Raw genomic sequence first — 19,976 nt, forward strand, 5'->3', positions numbered from 1 at the left:
ACTTTATTTTTTTGTACACACTATTTGATTTTTAAACTTTAAATTCATTTTCTTGTAATTATTGAATTCCTCGCTGCCCAATTTATGCTTGAGAAAAATCTTCATTTTCAACAATTTGTCATCAATTTGGCAAGTGTCGCCCAAAATGACTTGCGCATTGACTTCGTTCACCGCAATTTCAAATTCCCCGGCATTATTGCGGAAAATCTGTCCGATGCACGATTCAATGAATTCGTCTTTCTTGATGGCTTGACGAATGTAGAGTGCGTCGGCAATGCCGCTGTTCTGATAGACGGAATCGGCCATTTTTACATCGGTTGGGAAGTCGAAGTTGCCGCTGGCTATCAGCACGCGGGGGGTATAGGCCTCGCAGGTCGGGAAAACTGCGCCATGCTCGGTCACATACATTGATTGGCCTGACTTGTTGAAAACCCTCAAGGCGGGTTCGTATTCCTTGGCGTTGATGTAAAGCACGCTGTCCAAGCCAATGTAGGATGCTGATTCCTCAATCCAAGGGTTGTCGTTCAAATGCCGCTCAATCTGCACCATGTCGATGTTGCCGATGGCGTTTTTTGAACTGATGTGGCAAATCCTGCCAATTTCGCAAAGCAGCGTGTCTTTGTTGACAAATTCATGTCCATTTGACCCTTCAAGGTTGATTGAAATGGATTTCAGCGGTGTCGAAAGATAGTTGGAACGGCTGAAAATGAAAAGCGTCACGATGCCTCCTGCCGTAATGATCCAGACCAAAATGCTTAAGATTTTCTTTACCATGTCTTTATTGTTTTTTCTAAAGGTTCAACAAATCTGTCGATGTTGCCAGCCCCCATTGTGACAAGGAGTTCAGGACGTTTGCTTTCGATTAGGCTCATCAGGTCTTCTCTTGGGCAGACCATTTTGGCACTCAGATTGATTTTTTCCAATAAGGCTTGCGATGTGATGCCTTCGATGGGCAGCTCGCGGGCTGGGTAGATGTCGAGTAAAATCAGTTCGTCGGCCATTGCCAGTGTGCTGGCAAACTCTTCCATGAAATCGCGTGTACGAGTGAAAAGGTGTGGTTGGAAGATGAGCGTGATTTTCCTGTCGGGGAAAGATGCCCTAATGGCCGACAAGCATGATTTTATTTCTTCGGGATGATGTGCATAATCATCTATGTAACAATGTCTTTTGTTGTTGACTCTGATGTCGAAACGGCGGCGGACACCCTTGAATGTCGACAAAGCCTTTGCAATGGCTTCACCATCAAGACCGGTTTGCCGTGCAGCGATGTAGGCTGCTGTGGCGTTCATCACGTTGTGCAGTCCCGCCATTGGAATCGTGATGCGCGTTGCCTCGTCTTTTCCATGAATGGTGAAAGTCGTGATGCCTTCGCAAGATGTGATTTTATCGGCGTAAAAATCGCAATCGTGTGAAAAACCGAAGCAGATGCCGTTTTTGCAATCGTCAACCGGCAGGCCTTCGCGATAAATCACGGCTTGTTCGGTGAGCGCGACAAAATCGCGGAAACTCTTGATCAAGTGTTCCTTGTCGCCGTAAATGTCCAAATGGTCGGCATCAATCGAATTGACGATGCTGATGTTGGGGTGCAGTTGCAGGAAGGAACGGTCGAACTCGTCTGCTTCGGCCACGAGAAGGCTGTCTTCCGTTTGTCCCAAATGTAGGTTGCTGTTGAAGTTGTTGGCGATGCCGCCAATGAAAGCTGTCGTGTCTTTGCCACATTCGCAGAGGATGTGGGCCGTCATGGCGGTTGTCGTGGTCTTGCCGTGCGTGCCAGCAATGGCGATGGTGAATTTCTCTTTCGAGATTTCGCCCAAGGCTTGGGCGCGTTTCATCATCTTCAGTCCACGACGCTTGATTTCGGCCAGTTCCTTTGATGTGCTCGGAATGGCAGGTGTATAGATGACAATATCAATGAGGGCTGGCAATAAGTTTGGGTTATCTTCATAATGGATTGCCATGCCCTCATTTTCCAATTGTTTTGTGAGAGGGGAAGGGGTGAGGTCGTAGCCGGCAATGGCGAAGCCGAGGCTGTGATAATATCTCGCCAAGGCGCTCATGCCGATGCCGCCGATGCCTAAAAAGTAAATGCTATGTTGTCCTTCGCCTGTTTTCATTTTGCTACTTGCAGTATGATGTTTACGATGTCTTCGGCGGCGTTAGGCCGAGCGAAGGTAGCGATGTTTTGTCTCATTTTTTGTTGTCTCTCGGTGTCTCTGAGCAGTTCCTGAACCTTTGAGACCAGAATCAGCTCGGTTTCGTCGTTTCTGACCATGATGGCGGCCTCGGCATCGACCAAACGTTGTGCGTTCTTGGTCTGATGGTCTTGGGCTGCGGTCGGCAACGGGACGAAAATGACGGGTTTTTGCACCAAAGCCAGTTCGGAAATCGATATGGCGCCAGCCCGCGAAATGACGATGTCGGCGGCAGTGTAGGCCAGATCCATTCTGTCGATGAAGACCGTAGGCTTCACCTTGCTTTCAAGATTATGCTGCTTGACTTCTTCGTTGGCTTTGTCGATGTATGATTTGCCAGTCTGCCAAATCAGTTGCATGTCGCTATTCTTGAAGGCTTCGATGCGGGCACTGATGCCTTTGTTGATGCCCAGGGCGCCTTGGCTGCCACCGACAAGCAGCACGATAGGCTTTTCAGGGTTCAGGCCGAAATATTGTGCGGCTTCTTCGCGTGTGCCGTCTGTTGCGATTATTGAGCGCAACGGATTGCCGGTCAGATGAATGCGGTCTTCAGGAAACCATTGGTCCATTTTTTCGTAGGCTACGCAGATGGCTTTGGCTTTCTTGCCGACATTGCGGTTGGTCTTGCCCGGGTAGGAGTTTTGTTCCTGAATGACGGTCGGAATATGGAGCCAGTTGGCGGCTTTCAAGGTCGGGCCGCTGGCGAAACCGCCGAAACCGATGACCACGTCGGGACGGAATTCCTTCAGTATGTTTCGGGCATCTTTCAGGCTCTTGATGAGTTTGAAAGGCAGACTGAAAATGGATTTGTCGAGTTGCAAACCGCTAATCCACAATCCTTTAATCGGATAGCCTGCTTTAGGCACACGATCCATTTCCATTCGGTTCAAGGCACCGATGAAAAGGATTTCGGTGTTCGGATATTCGCGTTTTAGCGCATCGGCTGTTGCTATGGCTGGAAAAATGTGTCCTCCCGTTCCGCCGCAACTAATCACAACTTTCAATTGCTCTTTCATTTGTATCAGTGTTTTCTGTTACTATTTCAGTGTTTTCGAGGTCTTGCCCTACCTTGTCATTTCCGCTTTCTTCCTCTTCGATGCTTTTGGTCACGCTCAGTATCATGCCGAGCATGAATCCGGTGGCCATGATGGAGGTTCCGCCCATGCTGATGAAAGGTAACGGCTGACCTGTGACGGGCAGCAATCCTATCGAGACGCCCATGTTAATCATGGCTTGCATGATCATCAGGAAGCAAAGTCCGAACGACATGTAGGCACCGAAAGTCATGGGGCGTTTGTTCATGATACGCATCACTCTCGTCAGTATGATGATGTAAATCAGGATGACGACGATGGCACCTAAGATTCCGTATTCTTCAACGATGATGGCGAAAATGAAATCGGAATAGGGGTGAGGCAGGAAATTGCGTTGTTCGCTCTTTCCGGGGCCTTTGCCGAAAAATGAACTTGATGCCACGGCGATTTTGGCGTAAGTCTGCTGATAATGGTGGTCGTCGAATGGGTCGAAGGCTTCTTCATCGTCTTCAAACATGGTGTTGATACGGTTAATCCAGGTCTGAACTCGTGATTGTTTCGGTGTGAATTCAAGGCTTACGGTAGCATCTTCGCTGACCAATTCGGTCAGTTCTTTTTCAGCTTTGCTGTTTGAAACGGAGGTCTTGGCGCTATCGTAGGCAATGTAGCATCCCAATAAGATGATTCCCAAACCACCGATGGCAAGAATATGCATGAATTTCACCCGACCCACAATGAGCAAAACGATACATGCGGTAAGCAATATGACTGCCGTGGAAAGGTTTTCGGTGAATATCAGTCCTGTAATAAGCAGAATCGGAATGGCGATTTTTGTGAGTACGGTTCTCAAATCGTGAATTTTGTCCTCTAAAACTACCAGCTCCCTTGCCGTGTAGGTGATAAGCGCTATTTTCGCCCATTCGCTTGGTTGAAAGGAAAAGCCGAACACATTGATGGTTCTGGAAGCCTGGTTGAGGTTGTTACCAAAAATCATGGTGTAGAGCAACAGCGGAACACACAGCCACAGCACGAATTTGAAAATCGTGGAGTAGTGCTGATAATTGATTTTATAGGCGATGAACATCATCAGGTAGCCGAGAAACAGCGTGCCTGCGTGCTTCATGAGCATTCGGCCCGTGTTGCCGTCGTAGTTGCGCACTACGAGGGCACTGGCTGCACTGTAGACCACCACCAATGAGATGATGCCCAACAGCAATGCCAGAATCCAGATGACCTTGTCGCCTTTCAATATCTTATTGATACCGTTCATCTTTAATGTGCTTTACACTGTTTCTGAATTGATTGCCTCTGTCCTCGAAAGTCTCGTTTTGTTTTGAAGACTTGCTGGCTGGCGAAAACACCACGATGTTGTCTTCTTCCGCCACGATGGAAGCGATTCTGACGGCTTCGTCCATGTCCTTTGCATCGTAGATTTCGTGAACAGAACTTTCAAAGGCGTTTCTTAGCTGGCTGTTGCCATCGCCTAAGCAAATCAAGGTCTTGACGTTCTGTTTGGCCATAGGCAGCAAGTCGTTGTAATCTACGGCTTTGTCGCTTCCGCAGGCAATCCACACGATAGGTTTCAAGGTGCTTTCAAAAGTAAACCAGGTTGCATTTACGTTTTCGGCCTTGGCATCATCGAAATACATCACTTCGTCAATCGTGGTCACGTATTCCTTGCGGTGTCCGAGGGTGCCGTAGTCGCTGAGGCTTTGCTTGATGCTTTCCTTTCGGATTTGGAGCACTTTCGAACTGATGGCGGCTGCCATGTTTTCGGCGCGTTTGGTGCGCGAGTTGCTTAATTCTTCAAAGTAAGTCATAATTCCTAAATCTTTAATATTGTTTGTAATTATCTGATTTTCAATGTTAATAAGGTGAGTGCAGCTAACAGGATGGTCACAATCCAGAAACGGATGGTGATTTTCACTTCGTGTTGCTTCATGCCGTCGCCTTGGAAGGTTACGGTGCTGTTTGGCCAGACTTTCTTGAACTCTTCCATCGAGGTGCGGAAACTGTCGTGCATAGGTGCTTTCTTCCAGATTCTGTGTTTCTTGCCGCGCTTCAGGAAAAGTTTCACATCGAGGTCGGAAAGGACTTCGAGCAACCACACGCCGCACAGAATAGGCAGCAGCAGTTCCTTGTGTATGATGAGTGCCGTGACGGCAATGATGCCGCCTATGGTCAGACTGCCGGTGTCGCCCATGAAGATTTGGGCCGGGAAGGAGTTGTACCAAAGGTAACCGATTAAGGCTCCGACAAATGCGGCCAAAAACACGACGATTTCTTCACTGCCCGGAATGAACATCAAATCGAGGTGGCTGGCCAGAACCGCATGGCTCGAAACGTAGGCGAAGATGAGTAAAGTCAAACCAATGATGGCCGAATTGCCTGCTGCCATGCCATCCATGCCGTCGTTGAGGTTGGAACCGTTTGAAACGGCAGCCACGATGAAAACGGTGAGTATGACGAAGAAAATCCAGCCACAAATGTATTTAGCCCTCGGCCCCATGAAACTGAACAAATCTGCGTAGTTCAGGTCATGATTTTTGAAGAAAGGTATCGTGGTGCGGGTCGATTTCACATCGGGTGTCTTGATGACGACTTCCTTGTTGTTTTCAATCTTCACATCCACTTTTTCGTTGATTGTGACGGCTGGACTGAAACGCAAGGTGAGTCCGACGATAAGGCCCAACAGAATCTGAAAACTTATTTTCGTGATGGGCTTGATGCCGTCTTTTCTCTTTTTGAAGGTCTTGATGTAGTCGTCGGCAAATCCTACGCTACCCAAAATGAGTGTCGTGATGACCATGAGAATCAGGTAAATGTTGTGCAGTTTTCCGATGAGAAGACAAGGAATCAGGATGGCGGCAATGATAATGACACCGCCCATGGTCGGAACACCTTTTTTCTGCGTGTTGTACGGGTCGGTCTTTTCATCGCGTTGTGTTTCAACTATGTTCTTGCTTTTCAGCCAGTTGATAAAACGCTTGCCAAACCAAATGGAGATAATCAGGGCCAAAATGGCGGCCACGACTGCTCTGAACGTGACGTAGGTGAACATTCCTGCGCCCGGAAAACTCTTTTTCTCCAAATATTGAAACAGATAGTACAGCATGTCTTATTTTTCCTTTAATGCTTCCGACAATTCTTCCTTGTCATCAAAATGATTCTTTACTCCGTTGATTTCCTGATAGTTTTCGTGCCCTTTGCCTGCCAAAAGGATAATGTCGCCTTTGTTGGCCAAAGCCACGGCGGTGCGAATGGCCTCGCGGCGGTTAGTGATGCTCAGCACATGGCGCTTGGCTTCCTCGTCGAGACCTTCTTTCATCTGGCGGATGATTTCGTCGGGGTCTTCGTTGCGCGGATTGTCGCTGGTCAGGATGACCTTGTCGCTCATCTTGGCGGCCACGGCTGCCATTTCCGGACGCTTGGACGTGTCGCGGTTGCCGCCACAGCCCACTACCGTGATAAGGGTTTCCTTGTGGCAACGCACATCGTTGATGGTCTTCAGGACGTTTTCCAATGCGTCAGGGGTGTGGGCGTAATCGACTATGCCGACAATGCCGCAATCGGAATGTACCATGTCGAAACGGCCATTGGCACCCTTCAGCTTGCTGATTTCGACTAATAATTCATTTTTGTCGAAGCCTAACGAAATGGCGGCACCGTAAATGGCGAGCAGGTTGCTGGCATTGAATCCGCCGACAAGTTGCGTGAACATTTCCGTGCCGTTCACCTTAATCATCATGCCGTCGAAATGGCTTTCCAGAACCACACCTTTGAAATCGGCATCGTGCTTCAGCGCGTATGTAAGGCGTTTTGCCTTTGTGTTTTGCAGCATGACGGCTCCGTTCTTGTCGTCTAAATTGGTGAGTGCAAAGGCATTGGCCGGCAGGTTGTCGAAGAATTTCTTCTTGGCATTGCGGTAGTTGGCCATGGTCTTGTGATAGTCCAAATGGTCGTGGGTCAGGTTGGTGAAAATGCCGCCGGCAAACTCAAGGCCTGCAATGCGGTCTTGGTCGACGCTATGCGAACTGACTTCCATAAAAGCGTATTCGCAGCCTTTGTCAACCATTTTCTTGAGCAGCGCATTCAGTTCAATCGGGTCGGGAGTGGTGTGCGTGGATGGAATGACTTCATGATCAACGATGTTTTCGATGGTCGAAAGCAAGCCGCACACATAACCGGCATCGGTGAAAAGACGGTATAATAAGGTGGCGATGGTGGTTTTGCCGTTGGTGCCCGTAACGCCAGTGAGTTTCAGTCTCTTCGATGGATTGTCAAAGAAATTGGAGGCGCTCATGCCCAAAACGTAGGCCGAGTTGTCAACCTTGATATAAGTCACTGCATCGTTGAGGGTTGCAGGCAATTGCTCGCAAACGATGGCGATGGCGCCTTTTTCAATGGCCTTGTCAATGTAGTTGTGGCCATTGACTTGCGTCCCCCTGACGGCAAAGAATAAGGTGCCGTTTTCGACTGTGCGCGAATCGAATGAAATCTTGCTGATGTCGAGGTCTTTGTTCCCGACAATCTCAAGCAAATTGCAGTTTACTAATATCTCTTTGACTTTCATTTTCTTGCTAATTTAAGTTCCATGCTTTGGCTTCCTCTGAGCGTGTCGCCGGGGTGCAGCGATTGTTCGCTCACGATGCCTTCGCCTGTAAATGTGGCCTTAATGCCGTGATTTTCCAAGAGGTAGATGGCATCGGTGATGTTCATGCCGATGACGTTTGGAACGGTGTTGTATTTCAGGTCAACGGCATCGATGCGGGCCGAACCGTCAATCGTCCTGTTGATAGTGACCCATTCCTTGCCGTCGGTATTGTAATCGGTGAATTGCTCATTCATGCCGCTGAGGAAACAGCTTGCTTCCGAGCTGTGCATGAGTCTCGGCTGTTCATTGATTTCGGTCTTGTAAGTTGCTGAAGCAGAATCTTCTTCAATGCCAAGACGCATGGCGTAAACCTTTTCTGCGATTTCCCTGAAACCAGGCGCGGAAACGCCACCTGCTGCCCAGAACTGACCATGGGCACGGCTGACGACGATGATGCAGGTGTATTTCGGCTTGTCGGCAGGGAAATAGCCTACAAACGTGGTGTTGTATTCTCGCCTGCCTGTCTGCGGGTCGCGGTAGCTGTAGCCTAAATGAGGGTGGCAGTATTGCGCTGTTCCGGTCTTGCCGGCCATCAGCACGTTGCTGTCTTTCAACTGGCGCTTGGCGGTGCCTCTTTGCACGACGCCTTCCAACATGCATTGCAACATTTTTACGTTTTCAGGCGGACAAATCTGTTCGTTGAGGACAACGGGATCGAATTTTTCGATGGTCTGGTTGCCGTGGCGGATCTCACTCACAAACTGTGGTTTCATCATCTTGCCGTTGTTGGCGATGGCGTTGTAAAGCGTGATGATTTGCATCGGTGTAACGTTCACTTCGTAACCGATTGACATCCATGGCAATGAGACGTTTGACCAAAGCTTGTTGCCTTTTCTGTCCGTATCGGTCGGGTGCTTGATGATCGGTTGCGCTTCACCGGCCAATCCTGTTCCTGGCTTTTTGTTCAGGCCTAAGGCATAAAGTCCGTCGACATATTTTTCAGGATGGGCCATGAAATGCTTGGTAATCAGCACGGCGGTGCCTTTGTTGGACGACTGCTCGATGATTTCGGCAACCGTTGCGCGACCGTCTTTTGAAAAAGAGTGGTCGTCGCGCATGACACGCTTCGAAAACACAATCGGACCCGTTCCGATATTGACGATGTCGGTCAGTTTGGTGTTCGGGTATTGGTTGAAAAGCACGGTCATGGAAGCGATTTTGAAAACAGAACCCGGCTCGTAACGCTCGGCCAAGGCGAAATTGTACGATTCCTCGTATTGTCCGTTCTTGTGGTTCAGCTTGAGGTTGGCGCAGGCCCTGATGTAACCGGTCTCGACATCCATGAGAATGGCGCAGCCTTGCTCGGCCTTGTTGGTCACCATGGTGTTGTTGAGGGCGCTTTCCACAATGTCCTGAAGGTTGACATCAAAAGTCGTCACGACATCGTTGCCGTTTTTGGCATCGGTGTCGTCATCGGAATCGACGGGAATCCAGTTGTTGTGGTGAAGGCGTCTAACGAGTTGCCGGCCGTTCTGCCCTTTTAGATAATCGTTGTAAGCGCCTTCCAAACCGACGTAAAGGTTCTCGGTTTCATTGACATAGCCAATGATGCGGCCTGCCAGTTCGTTGTAAGGTCTCACGCGACGTACTTTCTTTTCGGCAACGATTCCGCCACGGTTTTGGCCTTTGCTGAAAATGGGGAACTGCTGCATGGCGCGGTACTGCTCAAGCGAAATGCCTTTGACAACAGGATGATACCTTTTGCCTTCGGCTTTTGCCGTGCTGAGCGATTCTTTCCATTGCTTGGCCGTCTTTTGGGGAAATGCTCCTGCCATCACTGCGCTGAGGCTGTCGATGTTGTTTCTGAACAATTCCAAGTCGACGACACTGGCGTCAAAATAGATGTCGAAAACTGGCACCGAGGTAGCCATCAGTCTGCCGTCGTAGGAAAGGATGTTTCCTCTTGAGGCTTCCAATTCCCTGACGCGGTACTCCTTTTTCTCTGCCAAATCGATAAGTTCCTTGCTGTCTTTTGTCTGGACAATAACGATTTTCACGATGATGGCAATGGCGAACAGGAGTACCCCCGCATACATCAGGTAGGATCTCCTTAAACTTTCTGTTCTTGGTTCGGAACTCATAATCTTTATATTGTTTAATTGTTTGTTTTTCTGCGTTTTATTCCATAGTGATTCTCTTTAGCGGCTCAGTGGTTTCCTTGATGCCGTAGGGTGCAAGCCGAGTTGCCAACACCGATTGCTTCGAGTTTTGCATGATGGCCGACTTGAGTTGTATGTATTCAACCTGAAGGTCGTTCAGTTCCTTGGCGTTTTTCGCAATTTCGCGGGTGCGTTCTTCGGCGAGGTAGGTGTTGGTGATGAGCACCATGAGTAAAACTCCTACGTAGAACATGAAGGCGAAAAGTTCCGAGAATGTCTTCTTCGTCAGGAAACTTCCGTTCAGCACGTCTTTGAAACCACCGTTTTTCTTGTTGTTTTTCTCCATAATCATTTCCTTTCTGCAATTCTGAGTTTCGCGCTTCTGGCACGGCTGTTGGCGGCAATTTCGTCGTCGCTCGGAACGATTGGTTTGCGCGTTATTAATTTATAAGGTGTAAGCAGGTTGCCGAAAAAGTCTTTTTCTTCCTTGCCTTCGGCGTTGCCGGTCTTGAAGAAATTCTTCACCAAACGGTCTTCCAGCGAATGGTACGACATGATGACGATGCGGCCTCCGGGCTTTACCATGTCGGCGCATTGACTGAGGAATTGCGTGAGGGCTTCCAGTTCCTGGTTGACCTCAATGCGCAAGGCCTGGAAAATCTGCGCCAGTACTTTGTTCTCCTTGCCTCTCGGCAGGCGCTTCTCGACGGCAGCTTTCAGCTGGCTTGTGGTCTCGATGGGTTCGGCATTGCGTGCCATAATGATGTCGTTGGCAATGAGATGGGCATTTTGCAACTCGCCGTAAAGGCTGAACAGACGGGTCAATGTGGCGGCATCGTAGGTGTTGACCACTACGGCTGCATCCGTCGGGTTGGTCTGGCTCATGCGCATGTCTAAGCGGCCTTCGAAACGGGTTGAGAAGCCTTTCTCGGGTGTGTCGAACTGATGGGACGAAACACCTAAATCGGCCAAAATTCCATCAACGGGACCTCCGTTGTAGAGTTGCAGGAAATTCTTGCAATAGCGGAAGTTCTGCGGAATGAAGGTGAAACGCGGGTCGTCGAAAGCGTTCTTGGCGGCATCTTCGTCTTGGTCGAAAGCGTAAAGATGACCATCTTCAAGGCGCTCCAAAATGGCACGCGAATGACCGCCGCCGCCAAAGGTGACGTCAGCGTAAGCACCATGAGGGTTGAGGTTCATGCCCTCGATGCACTCGTTCAACATGACTGGATTGTGATACATCGTGAGGCCCTCCTTTATTTAATAAGTGTATTGATAATGTCTTTATATTTCTTCTTGTCGGCATTGCCGATGGTGTTGCCGTATTCTTCCTTATCCCAAATCACCATCTTGTTGATTTCCGTAGTCAGGACGACATCTTTCTTCAGGATTTCGAGATCCATAAGTTCCTTTGGGATTTGAATACGGCCGTTTGCATCGAGTTTTACAGGTTTGGCGCCGTTGTTGAATATCATGAACGCTATAAGCTGGTCTTCATCGGAATGATCGATTCTGGAATTGATCTTGTCTAACAATTCGTTCCAGCCTTTTTTTGTGTAGAATTCAATGCATCTCTTGGTATCTGTCTCTCTGGGACGCAACACAAAACCTTCGTCGGCCAAATCGCCTAACTGTTCCTTGAAATCGGCAGGAACCATCAGGCGGCCTTTGGCGTCGAGTTTGCAGTTATAACATCCTATCAGATATCCCATTTTTCTTTTTTGTTTTTCAGGTGGCGAAAATAATACATTTTTTCCCACTGAGCTACACTTCTACCCACTTTTTATTCAACGAAAGGGCTGAAGTTATCAACAGTCATTGTGAATTTATTGATATATAAGTAGATGAAAAAAACGGCTTGCGTGTTGGTTGGGAGACATCGAAGTTACGGGAATGCGAGAATACGAGACCGCTTGCCCCCGTAGCCTGCGGTTTCGAACTTCCATGTCCATCTGTTATGTAAGTATGTGATTAAAATAGTTTACATATTGAAGTTGTAACACATATAAACATTAGCAATTGTTTTCTTGAAGAACGCAAATTGCCACAAATTCTCAATAAATATATTAGAATTTGGCTGATATACAACTAATTACGATTATTAATAATTTATGATTCATTTACGAAAATTTGCGTTTAGCGAAGCGAAAAAAACAGCTATTATCGTTACAGGTTATTATTTAATTCTCACTAAATCGAAATGCTTTTCTGGCTTTTTTCCTATTTTTGTGGGCAGAATTTGTAGCGTTTTTGTTATGAAAACCGTACAGGAAAAGGTTTTAGACTTGCATAAGGTTCTTTCGGCAAAGGTGCCGAGACTGATGAAACACATGCCGGACTGTCTTTTTAAGAAGATTCAGCAGCTGATGCATGAAGATGAACTGAATCGTATCATGCTGAAATACAAATGTCTGGAAGGTGTCCGTTTCCTTACAGCCGTCATCAAGGATTTTCATGTGAAGTTAGTGCTGAAAGGCACAGAGCACCTAATGGGAGACCGCCGCATTGTGGTCGCTTCAAATCATCCGATGGGTGGCTTCGATGGCATGGCGTTGATTCAGACGGTCGGAAGCATCCGGGGAAAAGTGCTTGCTCCTGTCAACGATTTCCTGACTTACGTTCCGAATTTGCGTTCGGTTTTCATCCCTGTCAACAAGATAGGAACCGCCTTGGCAAACAGACGCGATAACATGCGCTTGCTCAAAGAGGCTTTCGCAGGCGACAGCACGGTCTGCTATTTTCCGTTTGGGCTTTGCTCGCGTATGACGAAAGATGGGAAAATCATGGATTTGGAATGGAAAAAGACTTTTGTCACCAAGGCAAGGGCTTCTTCCCGCGACATAGTTCCCGTGCATATCGATGGACAGAACTCAAGCTTTTTTTATCATTTGGCGTGTTTGCGTAAGTTTTTGGGAATCAAGGCCAATATTGAAGCGGCTTTTCTTATCGATGAGTTTTTCAAGCAGCGTAACCACACTTTGACCATCATCTTCGGCAAGCCGATTCCGTATCAGACTTTCGACAACCGTTTCACTGATGTGCAATGGGCCGAAAAACTCCGTCGGTTTTCCTATCAATTGCCGAATGATTCCGAGCAGACTTTTGACCCGCAAAAAGACTACGAATTATGACTCAGAAATTAAAAATACGATAAATTCAAGTTATTCAAATGATTATCAAGAAATCCTATTTTTTGTGTAGTAACACCAAAATCGACAAGTTGCCCAAGGACAACATGCCTGAATATGCTTTCATAGGCCGTTCCAACGTGGGTAAGTCTTCCTTAATTAATATGCTGGTGCAGCGCAAGGACTTGGCGAAGACTTCGTCGAAGCCAGGCAAAACCATAACAATCAATCATTTCGTGGTGAACGATGAGTGGTATCTGGTCGACTTGCCGGGTTATGGCTTTGCGCAGCAGTCGAAGAAAATGCGCGACGATTGGCGCGTCATGCTGAACAATTACATTTCACGTCGCCGCAACCTGATGACGACTTTTGTCTTGGTCGACTCGCGCATCGAACCGCAAAACAGCGACATCGGTTTCATGGAATGGTTGGGCGAAAACCAAGTGCCTTTTGTAATCGTTTTCACAAAGACCGACAAGCTCTCGAAAGCGGAACTGGGCACCAATGTCGAGGCTTACAAGAAACGCCTTTTGGAAGACTGGGAGGAGCTGCCGCCCATTTTCATTACTTCGTCGGAAAAGAAAGTCGGGCGTGACGAAATTCTCGATTACATCGAGCAGCAAAATGCTGAACTGGAGAAATATAAGAAAACAAATGGATTAAAATAATACATTAAAAATCAAATCATTATGGGTATCTTACTTTCAATTTTAATTGGAGCTTTGGCTGGCTGGTTGGCTGGCAAAATCATGAATGTCGGCATGGGCCTTTTGATTGAAATTCTTGTCGGTATTGCTGGCGGTGCCATTGGCGGCTGGCTTTTCGGCTTGATTGGATTGCATTCTACGGGTGGCTTTATCGGACAGCTGGTCGTTGCCGTTGTCGGTGCAGTCGTCTTGCTTTGGGTGGTTTCCAAAATCAAGAAGAACTGAGATTTGCTCACTCAATGAAAAACAGGCTGACTTTTGATTTGGTCAGCCTGTTTTGTTTGATGGTGTGAGTTCTTAAATTGCCCCTCTGTCGAGAAGCGTTACGATGGTTTCAATCTTGTCGTCTTCATCATTCAGTTTCGGGTTGTATTCCGTTTTCAGATTGTAGCCCCAAAGCCTTGCGAAACCTTGGTAGAACAAAGCCCTGACTTTACCTCTCAGCTCTTGCACAACCTTGTAAGATGTGTCGCCGGTTTCGCGGTCAATCAGGCGGATGAGAATGGCTCCTTGCGATATGGTGAGGTCCTTGAGTTCATCGGTGTATTGGTCAGTGATTTCCTTTTCGGCTTGTTTCATCAGTTGCCGGCGTTCACGGTCGTTGCGGGCAGCCAAAAGTAAGGTGTCGTAGCCCAAAAGTTTTTCTTTTGCGAGCTTGGCATAAGGGTAGGCTTTCCTGACGTTTCTCACCAAGCGGCGGCCAGAGGCAGTCTCTGTGATTTCGTAATAATGATTCATCAAGTTGATGTCGACTTCGGGCAATTTGACAATTAATGTAGTGTCGCCGTTTTCCTCGATTCGGCCATAAACCACATTCACTTTGCTCTGGTCGATTGAAAAATCAATGGTGCTTGGTTTCGCAGGCGTTTTTTCCACTGGTTTGATGGCGATTCTCCTGACCTTGACAGGATTATTGCTTGCCAATTGTGCGGAAACATTCAGACCGAACAATGTAAGAACAAATATGAAAGCAAGCTTCTTCATCTCGATTTGAATTTGAAACATGATTCCATTCGCAAATATTGTGCCAAAATGACCTTGAAGATGCCAAACTTCACTTAGCCTCGTATAAGTAATGATAAAATAATAAGTTGTAACGAATCTGAAAATATGGTTTTCCTTATAACGCAAATTGCCACAAAATCGTAGATTCTACGTAGTCAAATAGCCATAAATTTATGTTAATTAAACTGATAGATAGACAATTATAATTCTTGATGATTTATGATTCATTTATGATAATTTGCGTTTAGCGAAGCGAAAAAACAGCTATTATCGTCTTAATTATTGCTGTCCGCTAAAAATTGAGAGGAAGTCTGTAAGTGCATAAATCACAATGAATTATTGTCATTTGTTAAAAAGGAGGCTTACTTTTTGGCGACTTCATAATCACCACAATTTCAAGAGAAAAGCACTGCGACCGAAGTGTTGAAAGTTAGACTGGGGTGGGTGGGCTGGTCGTGCAGGACGACGGGGCAGTGCCCGCCCAAAAGTCTGCCTAAGGACTTGATTTTCATATATCTGCGTTTATGACATGATGTTTGAAATTCAAGTTCATAGGCCGGCGTGCGCTGGGCTGATTGTCCTGCCCTTGACTTTTTGTTGCTTTTGTGTCAAGGCAAAAGCAGGCGATAATTGTTAATGGCGTTATTTGTCCTGTTTGTGTAAATACTTGTAAATGATGTGCCTATGTTGTTGTCCTATAGCAAAGAAAAGTCAGTCATATATTATACAGCAGCCATAAATTATCGTATTTTATTGAAATTTAAATGATTAAAGATTTTTATCCAATTTTCGGCGGACAGCAATAAAAAATTCTTCCGTTTGTGCTTCTTGTATTAATCTTTTCCCTAATTTTATGGCATTGAAAGATCAAGTCCGATTTGCCCTATGACTGTTTGCTGCGGAATATCCGAAACATCACATAACACGCTGAATATCAGCCGTTTAGTACTTTACGGGGGGTACTGATACACAATGCTTTACGGAATGCCGTAGTTTTTTCCAATTATCTTACCTAGCGAAGCCGTGCGCCTTGGCGTGCGGCTTTGCCGCGTTCGGGCCGCTCACTGAGCTTGTCGAAGTGGCGGATTCAAGGATTCAAGGATTCAAAGATTCAAGGATTCAAAGATTCAAAGATTTAAAGATTTAAAGATTCAAGATTCAAAGATTCAAAGATTCAAAGATTCAAAATTCAAAGATTTAAAGATTTAAGGATTCGACATTCAATGATTTCACCAAGACGGACAAAACTTTTTCCGACGGTTGTAGCGGGAGCCGCAACTGCGGCCTTCCGCCAGAAATGCGCGGCTGCGCACTTGTGGCGTCGGGAACAGTGCTTTGTGGGTCCTGCAAGTTTTGGCCCGAAATCCCAAAGCGTCCAACTGATAAACGAACGAACTGCAGTTCAACAATAATTAACCTAATCATTAACAAATTCATTAAAATTAAAACTTACAAGATGAAGCAACAGCAGAAAATCGCCCTCAAAGGGCAGGAGTACGCATCTCCGCGGACGGAGAGCGTGGAAGTCAGGAACCAAGGAGTGCTTTGCAGCTCGGCAGCCGGCAACGGTGGCGGCGGCCGTGGCTCGTTCGGCATTGGCGTAGGCAAAGGCGGCCTTTCGTAAGTCACTGACAGCAAATCACTTATTAATTAACCAAACACATTAGTAACTATGAAAAAGATTTCATTACTATTAGCGGCACTGGCACTGGTGCTCGGAACTTCACAGTGCAGCAAGGAAAACGAACCCATGAAGGATGGCGGGAGGCAGCACATCGTGCTGAACGCATCGTTCGATGACGGCAACTCGAAGATTGCCGATGACAATAACGGCGGCCTCAAGTGGTCTGTAGATGACCAAATTGACGTGTTCCAGAATAATGCGAAAATCGGCTTTTTGAAATGCACGGATGCCGACAATGGCGTTTTTTCAGGAGACATAGACCTGACCACAGATGACCTGACCTTCACATACGGTAAGGAAATCGGTGATGGCTATTACATGGAGCAGTCAGGTGAACTGGGAGATGTGATTTATCTTACGGCATCTGCGCCATACAACGCCAAAGGCGACTATGATGTGACGATGACCATGCCCCACGCCGTGCTGAAGCTCGACCTGAGCGGATTTGCCGGCAGTGGAAACGTGACCATTTCAGATGGCACGAATACTGCATCGGTGGCAGGTGTTACCGCAGCTTCAACGGCAGTGTATGTGGCCGTGCCGGCAGACGGAAGCGAGAAGACCTACACCTTCAGCGGCAGCGATTGGGGAGCTTTGAAGATCTGGACACTTAACCCCAACACGTTCTACACGAAAGAAGGTGATCCGGCAGGCGAAGCGATTAAGATTGAGAAATACGTCGACCTCGGCCTTCCGAGCGGTCTGAAGTGGGCCACCTGCAATCTGGGCGCGACGTACGGAACGACCGATGCGAGCTGGTACGGCGACTACTACGCCTGGGGCGAAACGGAACCATACTACAGCAGCCAGGATCCCCTGACATGGAAAGATGGTAAATCGGGAGGTTATTGTTGGCAGAGCTATTGTGGAAATAGTGGCTTCGTTGAATGGAGTCCTGCACCTTATGACGGCAACGAAATCCTTACGAGCGGTTACGATGCTGCCGCCGCCAACTGGGGCGATGGCTGGCGCATGCCGACGCAAGCGGAATGGCAGGAACTGTGTGCCAAAACGGAGAGCACATGGACAACCCTGAACGGGGTGAACGGTCGGCTGTTCAGAGGCACAACGGAGGGTTACACCGATGTCGCGTTGTTTCTGCCTGCTGTGGGCTACCGCTCTGGTACTTCCCTCCTCGATGCGGGTTCCCGCGGCGACTACTGGTCGAGTTCTCTCTACTCGGGCAATCCCCAACACGCGTACCTCATGAGCTTCGGTTCGGACGACGTCGGTCCGCAGTGCTACCACTATCGGTACGCTGGGTTTACAGTGCGCCCGGTTCGCTAGTTCTCAGGATTTAGCTTTGCCTTGTTAAGGAGCGAGGCAGGGCAGGTGGGGAGGTGGGGCACCGCCAGCAAGGGCGCCACAAGCGCCCTCAGCGGCGGCATCCTGCACGAGAACAAAACGAAAACGGGAAGCTTCACTTCTTTATGGGAGTGGGGCTTTCCTTTTTTTGAGGACGTAAATTTATCACAAATAGTTGCTTTCGGGCTTGACAAAGGAAATGGAAAACGCAAAAAAGGATGATTATTGAATAATCATGTCTGCTGCTGCCAATCAGTCGCCTGCATGGAGCTTGGCGATGCCTGATTTGTTGAGTTTCTGCTCGGCGTATGCGCGGGTGACGACCAATTCCTTTTTGCCAATGTCGGATGGCATTTCAAACATGGCGTCGCTCAGAATGGCTTCCATGATGGAGCGCAATCCACGGGCACCGACCTTGAATTCCACAGCTTTCTCCACAACGAAATCCAATGCTTCATCTTGAATGATGAGGTTGATGCCGTCCATCTTGAAGAGTTTCTGGAACTGTTTCACGATGGCGTTCTTTGGCTCGGTCAGGATGCGCTTCAAGGCGGCTTCGTCAAGTGGATTGAGGTGTGTGATGATAGGCAGACGGCCCACGATTTCCGGAATGAGACCGAATTTCTTGAGGTCGGCAGGGGCAAGGTATTGCAGCATGTTGCTCTTGTCGAGGACTTCGGACGAGTCGCTGCTGTAGCCAATCACGTTGGAGCGTTTTCTCGAGGCAATGATGCGCTCGATGCCGTCGAAAGCGCCACCTGCAATGAAAAGAATGTCCTTCGTGTTGACAGGAATCATCTTCTGTTCCGGGTGCTTTCTGCCGCCTTGTGGCGGGACGTTCGAAACGGTGCCTTCCAGAAGTTTCAGCAAGGCCTGCTGAACGCCTTCGCCCGACACGTCGCGCGTGATGCTCGGATTGTCGCTCTTGCGGGCAATCTTGTCAATTTCATCAATGAAGACGATGCCGCGTTCGGCAGCAGCCACATCGTAATCGGCGGCTTGCAGCAACTTGACGAGAATGTTTTCCACATCTTCGCCCACATAGCCGGCTTCGGTCAGCACGGTGGCATCGGCAATGGCAAAAGGCACGTTGAGCATCTTGGCGATGGTACGAGCCAAAAGGGTCTTGCCTGTGCCGGTCTCGCCGACGAGAATCATGTTCGATTTCTCGATTTCAACCTCGTCGTTGTCGACTTTCTGACTGATGCGCTTGTAGTGGTTGTAAACGGCAACGGCCAAGGTGCGCTTGGCATCATCTTGCCCGATGACATATTGGTCAAGGAATTTCTTGATTTCCAGAGGCTTCTTCAATGAAAATCCAGACAAGGGATTGCCCTTGCCTGAATTTCCAAATTGTTCCTTAACGATGAGATAAGCCTGTTCTGCGCATTTTTCGCAAATCTTGCCATCGACTCCTTCAATGAGGAGCTTTACCTCGCTGGCTTTTTTGCCGCAAAATGAGCATACGCCTACTTTCTTAGTCGCCATGCTTATTTCTTTATGAGGACTTCGTCAATCATACCGTATTCCTTGGCTTCGGCGGCGGTCATCCAGTGGTCGCGGTCGGAGTCAGCCCAAACCTTGTCGTAAGGTTGGCCTGAGTGGTTGGAAATGATTTCGTATAGTTCCTTCTTGAGTTTCTGAATTTCGCGAGCTGTGATTTCAATCTCAGTGGCCTGACCTTCCACACCGCCCATTGGCTGGTGGATCATGACGCGTGAGTGAACCAATGCGGAACGCTTTTTAGGAGCGCCTGCGCAAAGCAGAACAGCTGCCATCGATGCGGCCATGCCGGTGCAGATGGTGGCGACATCAGGCTGAATGAACTGCATGGTGTCGTAGATGCCCAAACCTGCGTAAACGCTGCCGCCAGGTGAGTTCAGGTAAATCTGAATGTCGCGCTTCGGGTCGGTCGATTCGAGGAAGAGCAACTGGGCTTGGATGATGTTGGCCACATAATCGTCTATGGCGGTGCCAAGGAAGATGATGCGGTCCATCATCAGACGTGAGAACACGTCCATCTGGGCCACGTTCAACTGACGTTCTTCAATAACGGTTGGAGAAATGTAACCGTTGTTGTTGATTCTTGAAATGTACTGTTCCAATCCCAATGGGTTGATGCCCAGGTGCTTGGTAGCATACTTTTGAAATTCGTTGTTCATAAATGG

19 protein-coding genes are annotated in these 19,976 nt (G+C 48.0%); 5 read left to right on the forward strand and 14 right to left on the reverse strand.

The features are described 5' to 3' along the window. Positions 1-3: 3 nt before the first annotated feature. From AC06MN_RS04935 to AC06MN_RS04985, 11 genes are read right to left on the reverse strand one after another with little or no spacing between them, the layout of a single operon-like run. Complete coding sequence (locus AC06MN_RS04935; RefSeq protein WP_475671245.1) at positions 4-774, reverse strand: hypothetical protein; 771 nt, start codon at positions 772-774, stop codon at positions 4-6. Beyond that, a complete protein-coding gene (murC, locus tag AC06MN_RS04940; protein WP_475671246.1) occupies positions 768-2,114 on the reverse strand; it encodes a UDP-N-acetylmuramate--L-alanine ligase in 1,347 nt (448 codons plus the stop codon). Before murC ends, AC06MN_RS04935 begins: the two co-directional genes overlap by 7 nt. Further along, positions 2,111-3,208 (reverse strand): undecaprenyldiphospho-muramoylpentapeptide beta-N-acetylglucosaminyltransferase, encoded by a 1,098-nt coding sequence (murG, locus tag AC06MN_RS04945; RefSeq protein WP_475671247.1) that lies wholly within the window; start codon positions 3,206-3,208, stop codon positions 2,111-2,113. Before murG ends, murC begins: the two co-directional genes overlap by 4 nt. After that, positions 3,180-4,496, reverse strand: a complete 1,317-nt coding sequence (locus AC06MN_RS04950) for an FtsW/RodA/SpoVE family cell cycle protein (RefSeq protein WP_475671248.1) — start codon at positions 4,494-4,496, stop codon at positions 3,180-3,182. The genes murG and AC06MN_RS04950 overlap by 29 nt, the downstream gene beginning before the upstream one ends. Further along, on the reverse strand, positions 4,480-5,046 hold the full coding sequence (locus AC06MN_RS04955) for a glutamate ligase domain-containing protein (RefSeq protein ID WP_475671249.1): 567 nt from the start codon (positions 5,044-5,046) through the stop codon (positions 4,480-4,482). The genes AC06MN_RS04950 and AC06MN_RS04955 overlap by 17 nt, the downstream gene beginning before the upstream one ends. A 29-nt stretch (positions 5,047-5,075) precedes the next feature. Next, the gene (locus AC06MN_RS04960; protein WP_475671250.1) at positions 5,076-6,341 is read right to left on the reverse strand and encodes a phospho-N-acetylmuramoyl-pentapeptide-transferase; all 1,266 of its coding nucleotides are present in this window, start codon (positions 6,339-6,341) and stop codon (positions 5,076-5,078) included. Positions 6,342-6,344: 3 nt separating this feature from the next. Continuing rightward, positions 6,345-7,799, reverse strand: coding sequence for a UDP-N-acetylmuramoyl-L-alanyl-D-glutamate--2,6-diaminopimelate ligase (locus tag AC06MN_RS04965; protein WP_475671251.1), 1,455 nt, complete (start codon positions 7,797-7,799; stop codon positions 6,345-6,347). Continuing rightward, positions 7,796-9,961: a penicillin-binding protein gene (locus AC06MN_RS04970; RefSeq protein ID WP_475671252.1), complete on the reverse strand. Its 2,166-nt coding sequence runs from the start codon at positions 9,959-9,961 to the stop codon at positions 7,796-7,798. Before AC06MN_RS04970 ends, AC06MN_RS04965 begins: the two co-directional genes overlap by 4 nt. A 37-nt stretch (positions 9,962-9,998) precedes the next feature. Beyond that, positions 9,999-10,325 (reverse strand): FtsL-like putative cell division protein, encoded by a 327-nt coding sequence (locus tag AC06MN_RS04975; protein WP_475671253.1) that lies wholly within the window; start codon positions 10,323-10,325, stop codon positions 9,999-10,001. Between the two features lie 2 nt (positions 10,326-10,327). After that, positions 10,328-11,239, reverse strand: a complete 912-nt coding sequence (gene rsmH / locus AC06MN_RS04980) for a 16S rRNA (cytosine(1402)-N(4))-methyltransferase RsmH (RefSeq protein WP_475671280.1) — start codon at positions 11,237-11,239, stop codon at positions 10,328-10,330. Further along, positions 11,236-11,691, reverse strand: a complete 456-nt coding sequence (locus tag AC06MN_RS04985; RefSeq protein WP_475671254.1) for a division/cell wall cluster transcriptional repressor MraZ — start codon at positions 11,689-11,691, stop codon at positions 11,236-11,238. Before AC06MN_RS04985 ends, rsmH begins: the two co-directional genes overlap by 4 nt. A 543-nt stretch (positions 11,692-12,234) precedes the next feature. On the opposite strand from AC06MN_RS04985, the gene glsA reads away from it, so the two are divergent. Genes glsA through AC06MN_RS05000 form a run of 3 tightly spaced genes read left to right on the forward strand, consistent with a single transcriptional unit; the run spans position 12,235 to position 14,039 of the window. Continuing rightward, positions 12,235-13,110, forward strand: coding sequence for a lyso-glycine lipid O-acyltransferase GlsA (glsA, locus tag AC06MN_RS04990; protein ID WP_475671255.1), 876 nt, complete (start codon positions 12,235-12,237; stop codon positions 13,108-13,110). 38 nt (positions 13,111-13,148) lie between these two features. Then, entirely contained in the window at positions 13,149-13,775 is a 627-nt protein-coding gene (gene yihA, locus AC06MN_RS04995) for a ribosome biogenesis GTP-binding protein YihA/YsxC (RefSeq protein WP_475671256.1), read from the forward strand. A 21-nt stretch (positions 13,776-13,796) separates the two neighbouring features. After that, positions 13,797-14,039 carry a GlsB/YeaQ/YmgE family stress response membrane protein gene (locus tag AC06MN_RS05000; RefSeq protein WP_475671257.1) on the forward strand — a complete coding sequence of 81 codons (243 nt, stop codon included), beginning with the start codon at positions 13,797-13,799 and terminating at the stop codon, positions 14,037-14,039. Between the two features lie 72 nt (positions 14,040-14,111). Here AC06MN_RS05000 and AC06MN_RS05005 read toward each other — a convergent pair whose 3' ends face one another. Then, the gene (locus AC06MN_RS05005) at positions 14,112-14,798 is read right to left on the reverse strand and encodes a DUF4294 domain-containing protein (protein ID WP_475671258.1); all 687 of its coding nucleotides are present in this window, start codon (positions 14,796-14,798) and stop codon (positions 14,112-14,114) included. A gap of 1,477 nt (positions 14,799-16,275) precedes the next feature. Here AC06MN_RS05005 and AC06MN_RS05010 point away from each other — a divergent pair. Continuing rightward, the gene (locus tag AC06MN_RS05010) at positions 16,276-16,443 is read left to right on the forward strand and encodes a hypothetical protein (protein ID WP_475671259.1); all 168 of its coding nucleotides are present in this window, start codon (positions 16,276-16,278) and stop codon (positions 16,441-16,443) included. Between the two features lie 48 nt (positions 16,444-16,491). Further along, on the forward strand, positions 16,492-17,790 hold the full coding sequence (locus AC06MN_RS05015) for an Lcl C-terminal domain-containing protein (RefSeq protein ID WP_475671260.1): 1,299 nt from the start codon (positions 16,492-16,494) through the stop codon (positions 17,788-17,790). 270 nt (positions 17,791-18,060) lie between these two features. Here AC06MN_RS05015 and clpX read toward each other — a convergent pair whose 3' ends face one another. Both clpX and clpP read right to left on the reverse strand, forming a co-directional pair. After that, positions 18,061-19,296, reverse strand: coding sequence for an ATP-dependent Clp protease ATP-binding subunit ClpX (clpX, locus tag AC06MN_RS05020; protein WP_475671261.1), 1,236 nt, complete (start codon positions 19,294-19,296; stop codon positions 18,061-18,063). A 2-nt stretch (positions 19,297-19,298) separates the two neighbouring features. After that, complete coding sequence (gene clpP / locus AC06MN_RS05025) at positions 19,299-19,970, reverse strand: ATP-dependent Clp endopeptidase proteolytic subunit ClpP (protein ID WP_475671262.1); 672 nt, start codon at positions 19,968-19,970, stop codon at positions 19,299-19,301. Positions 19,971-19,976: the final 6 nt, after the last annotated feature.

Source organism: Candidatus Limimorpha sp. (assembly GCF_056203535.1).

What these genes read in the sequence shown, in the direction of transcription:
- AC06MN_RS04935 (WP_475671245.1), bottom strand. Translation starts at nt 774, where the DNA reads ATGGTAAAGAAAATCTTAAGCATTTTGGTCTGGATCATTACGGCAGGA.
- murC (WP_475671246.1), bottom strand. Translation starts at nt 2,114, where the DNA reads ATGAAAACAGGCGAAGGACAACATAGCATTTACTTTTTAGGCATCGGC.
- murG (WP_475671247.1), bottom strand. Translation starts at nt 3,208, where the DNA reads ATGAAAGAGCAATTGAAAGTTGTGATTAGTTGCGGCGGAACGGGAGGA.
- AC06MN_RS04950 (WP_475671248.1), bottom strand. Translation starts at nt 4,496, where the DNA reads ATGAACGGTATCAATAAGATATTGAAAGGCGACAAGGTCATCTGGATT.
- AC06MN_RS04955 (WP_475671249.1), bottom strand. Translation starts at nt 5,046, where the DNA reads ATGACTTACTTTGAAGAATTAAGCAACTCGCGCACCAAACGCGCCGAA.
- AC06MN_RS04960 (WP_475671250.1), bottom strand. Translation starts at nt 6,341, where the DNA reads ATGCTGTACTATCTGTTTCAATATTTGGAGAAAAAGAGTTTTCCGGGC.
- AC06MN_RS04965 (WP_475671251.1), bottom strand. Translation starts at nt 7,799, where the DNA reads ATGAAAGTCAAAGAGATATTAGTAAACTGCAATTTGCTTGAGATTGTC.
- AC06MN_RS04970 (WP_475671252.1), bottom strand. Translation starts at nt 9,961, where the DNA reads ATGAGTTCCGAACCAAGAACAGAAAGTTTAAGGAGATCCTACCTGATG.
- AC06MN_RS04975 (WP_475671253.1), bottom strand. Translation starts at nt 10,325, where the DNA reads ATGGAGAAAAACAACAAGAAAAACGGTGGTTTCAAAGACGTGCTGAAC.
- AC06MN_RS04985 (WP_475671254.1), bottom strand. Translation starts at nt 11,691, where the DNA reads ATGGGATATCTGATAGGATGTTATAACTGCAAACTCGACGCCAAAGGC.
- glsA (WP_475671255.1), top strand. Translation starts at nt 12,235, where the DNA reads ATGAAAACCGTACAGGAAAAGGTTTTAGACTTGCATAAGGTTCTTTCG.
- yihA (WP_475671256.1), top strand. Translation starts at nt 13,149, where the DNA reads ATGATTATCAAGAAATCCTATTTTTTGTGTAGTAACACCAAAATCGAC.
- AC06MN_RS05000 (WP_475671257.1), top strand. Translation starts at nt 13,797, where the DNA reads ATGGGTATCTTACTTTCAATTTTAATTGGAGCTTTGGCTGGCTGGTTG.
- AC06MN_RS05005 (WP_475671258.1), bottom strand. Translation starts at nt 14,798, where the DNA reads ATGAAGAAGCTTGCTTTCATATTTGTTCTTACATTGTTCGGTCTGAAT.
- AC06MN_RS05010 (WP_475671259.1), top strand. Translation starts at nt 16,276, where the DNA reads ATGAAGCAACAGCAGAAAATCGCCCTCAAAGGGCAGGAGTACGCATCT.
- AC06MN_RS05015 (WP_475671260.1), top strand. Translation starts at nt 16,492, where the DNA reads ATGAAAAAGATTTCATTACTATTAGCGGCACTGGCACTGGTGCTCGGA.
- clpX (WP_475671261.1), bottom strand. Translation starts at nt 19,296, where the DNA reads ATGGCGACTAAGAAAGTAGGCGTATGCTCATTTTGCGGCAAAAAAGCC.
- clpP (WP_475671262.1), bottom strand. Translation starts at nt 19,970, where the DNA reads ATGAACAACGAATTTCAAAAGTATGCTACCAAGCACCTGGGCATCAAC.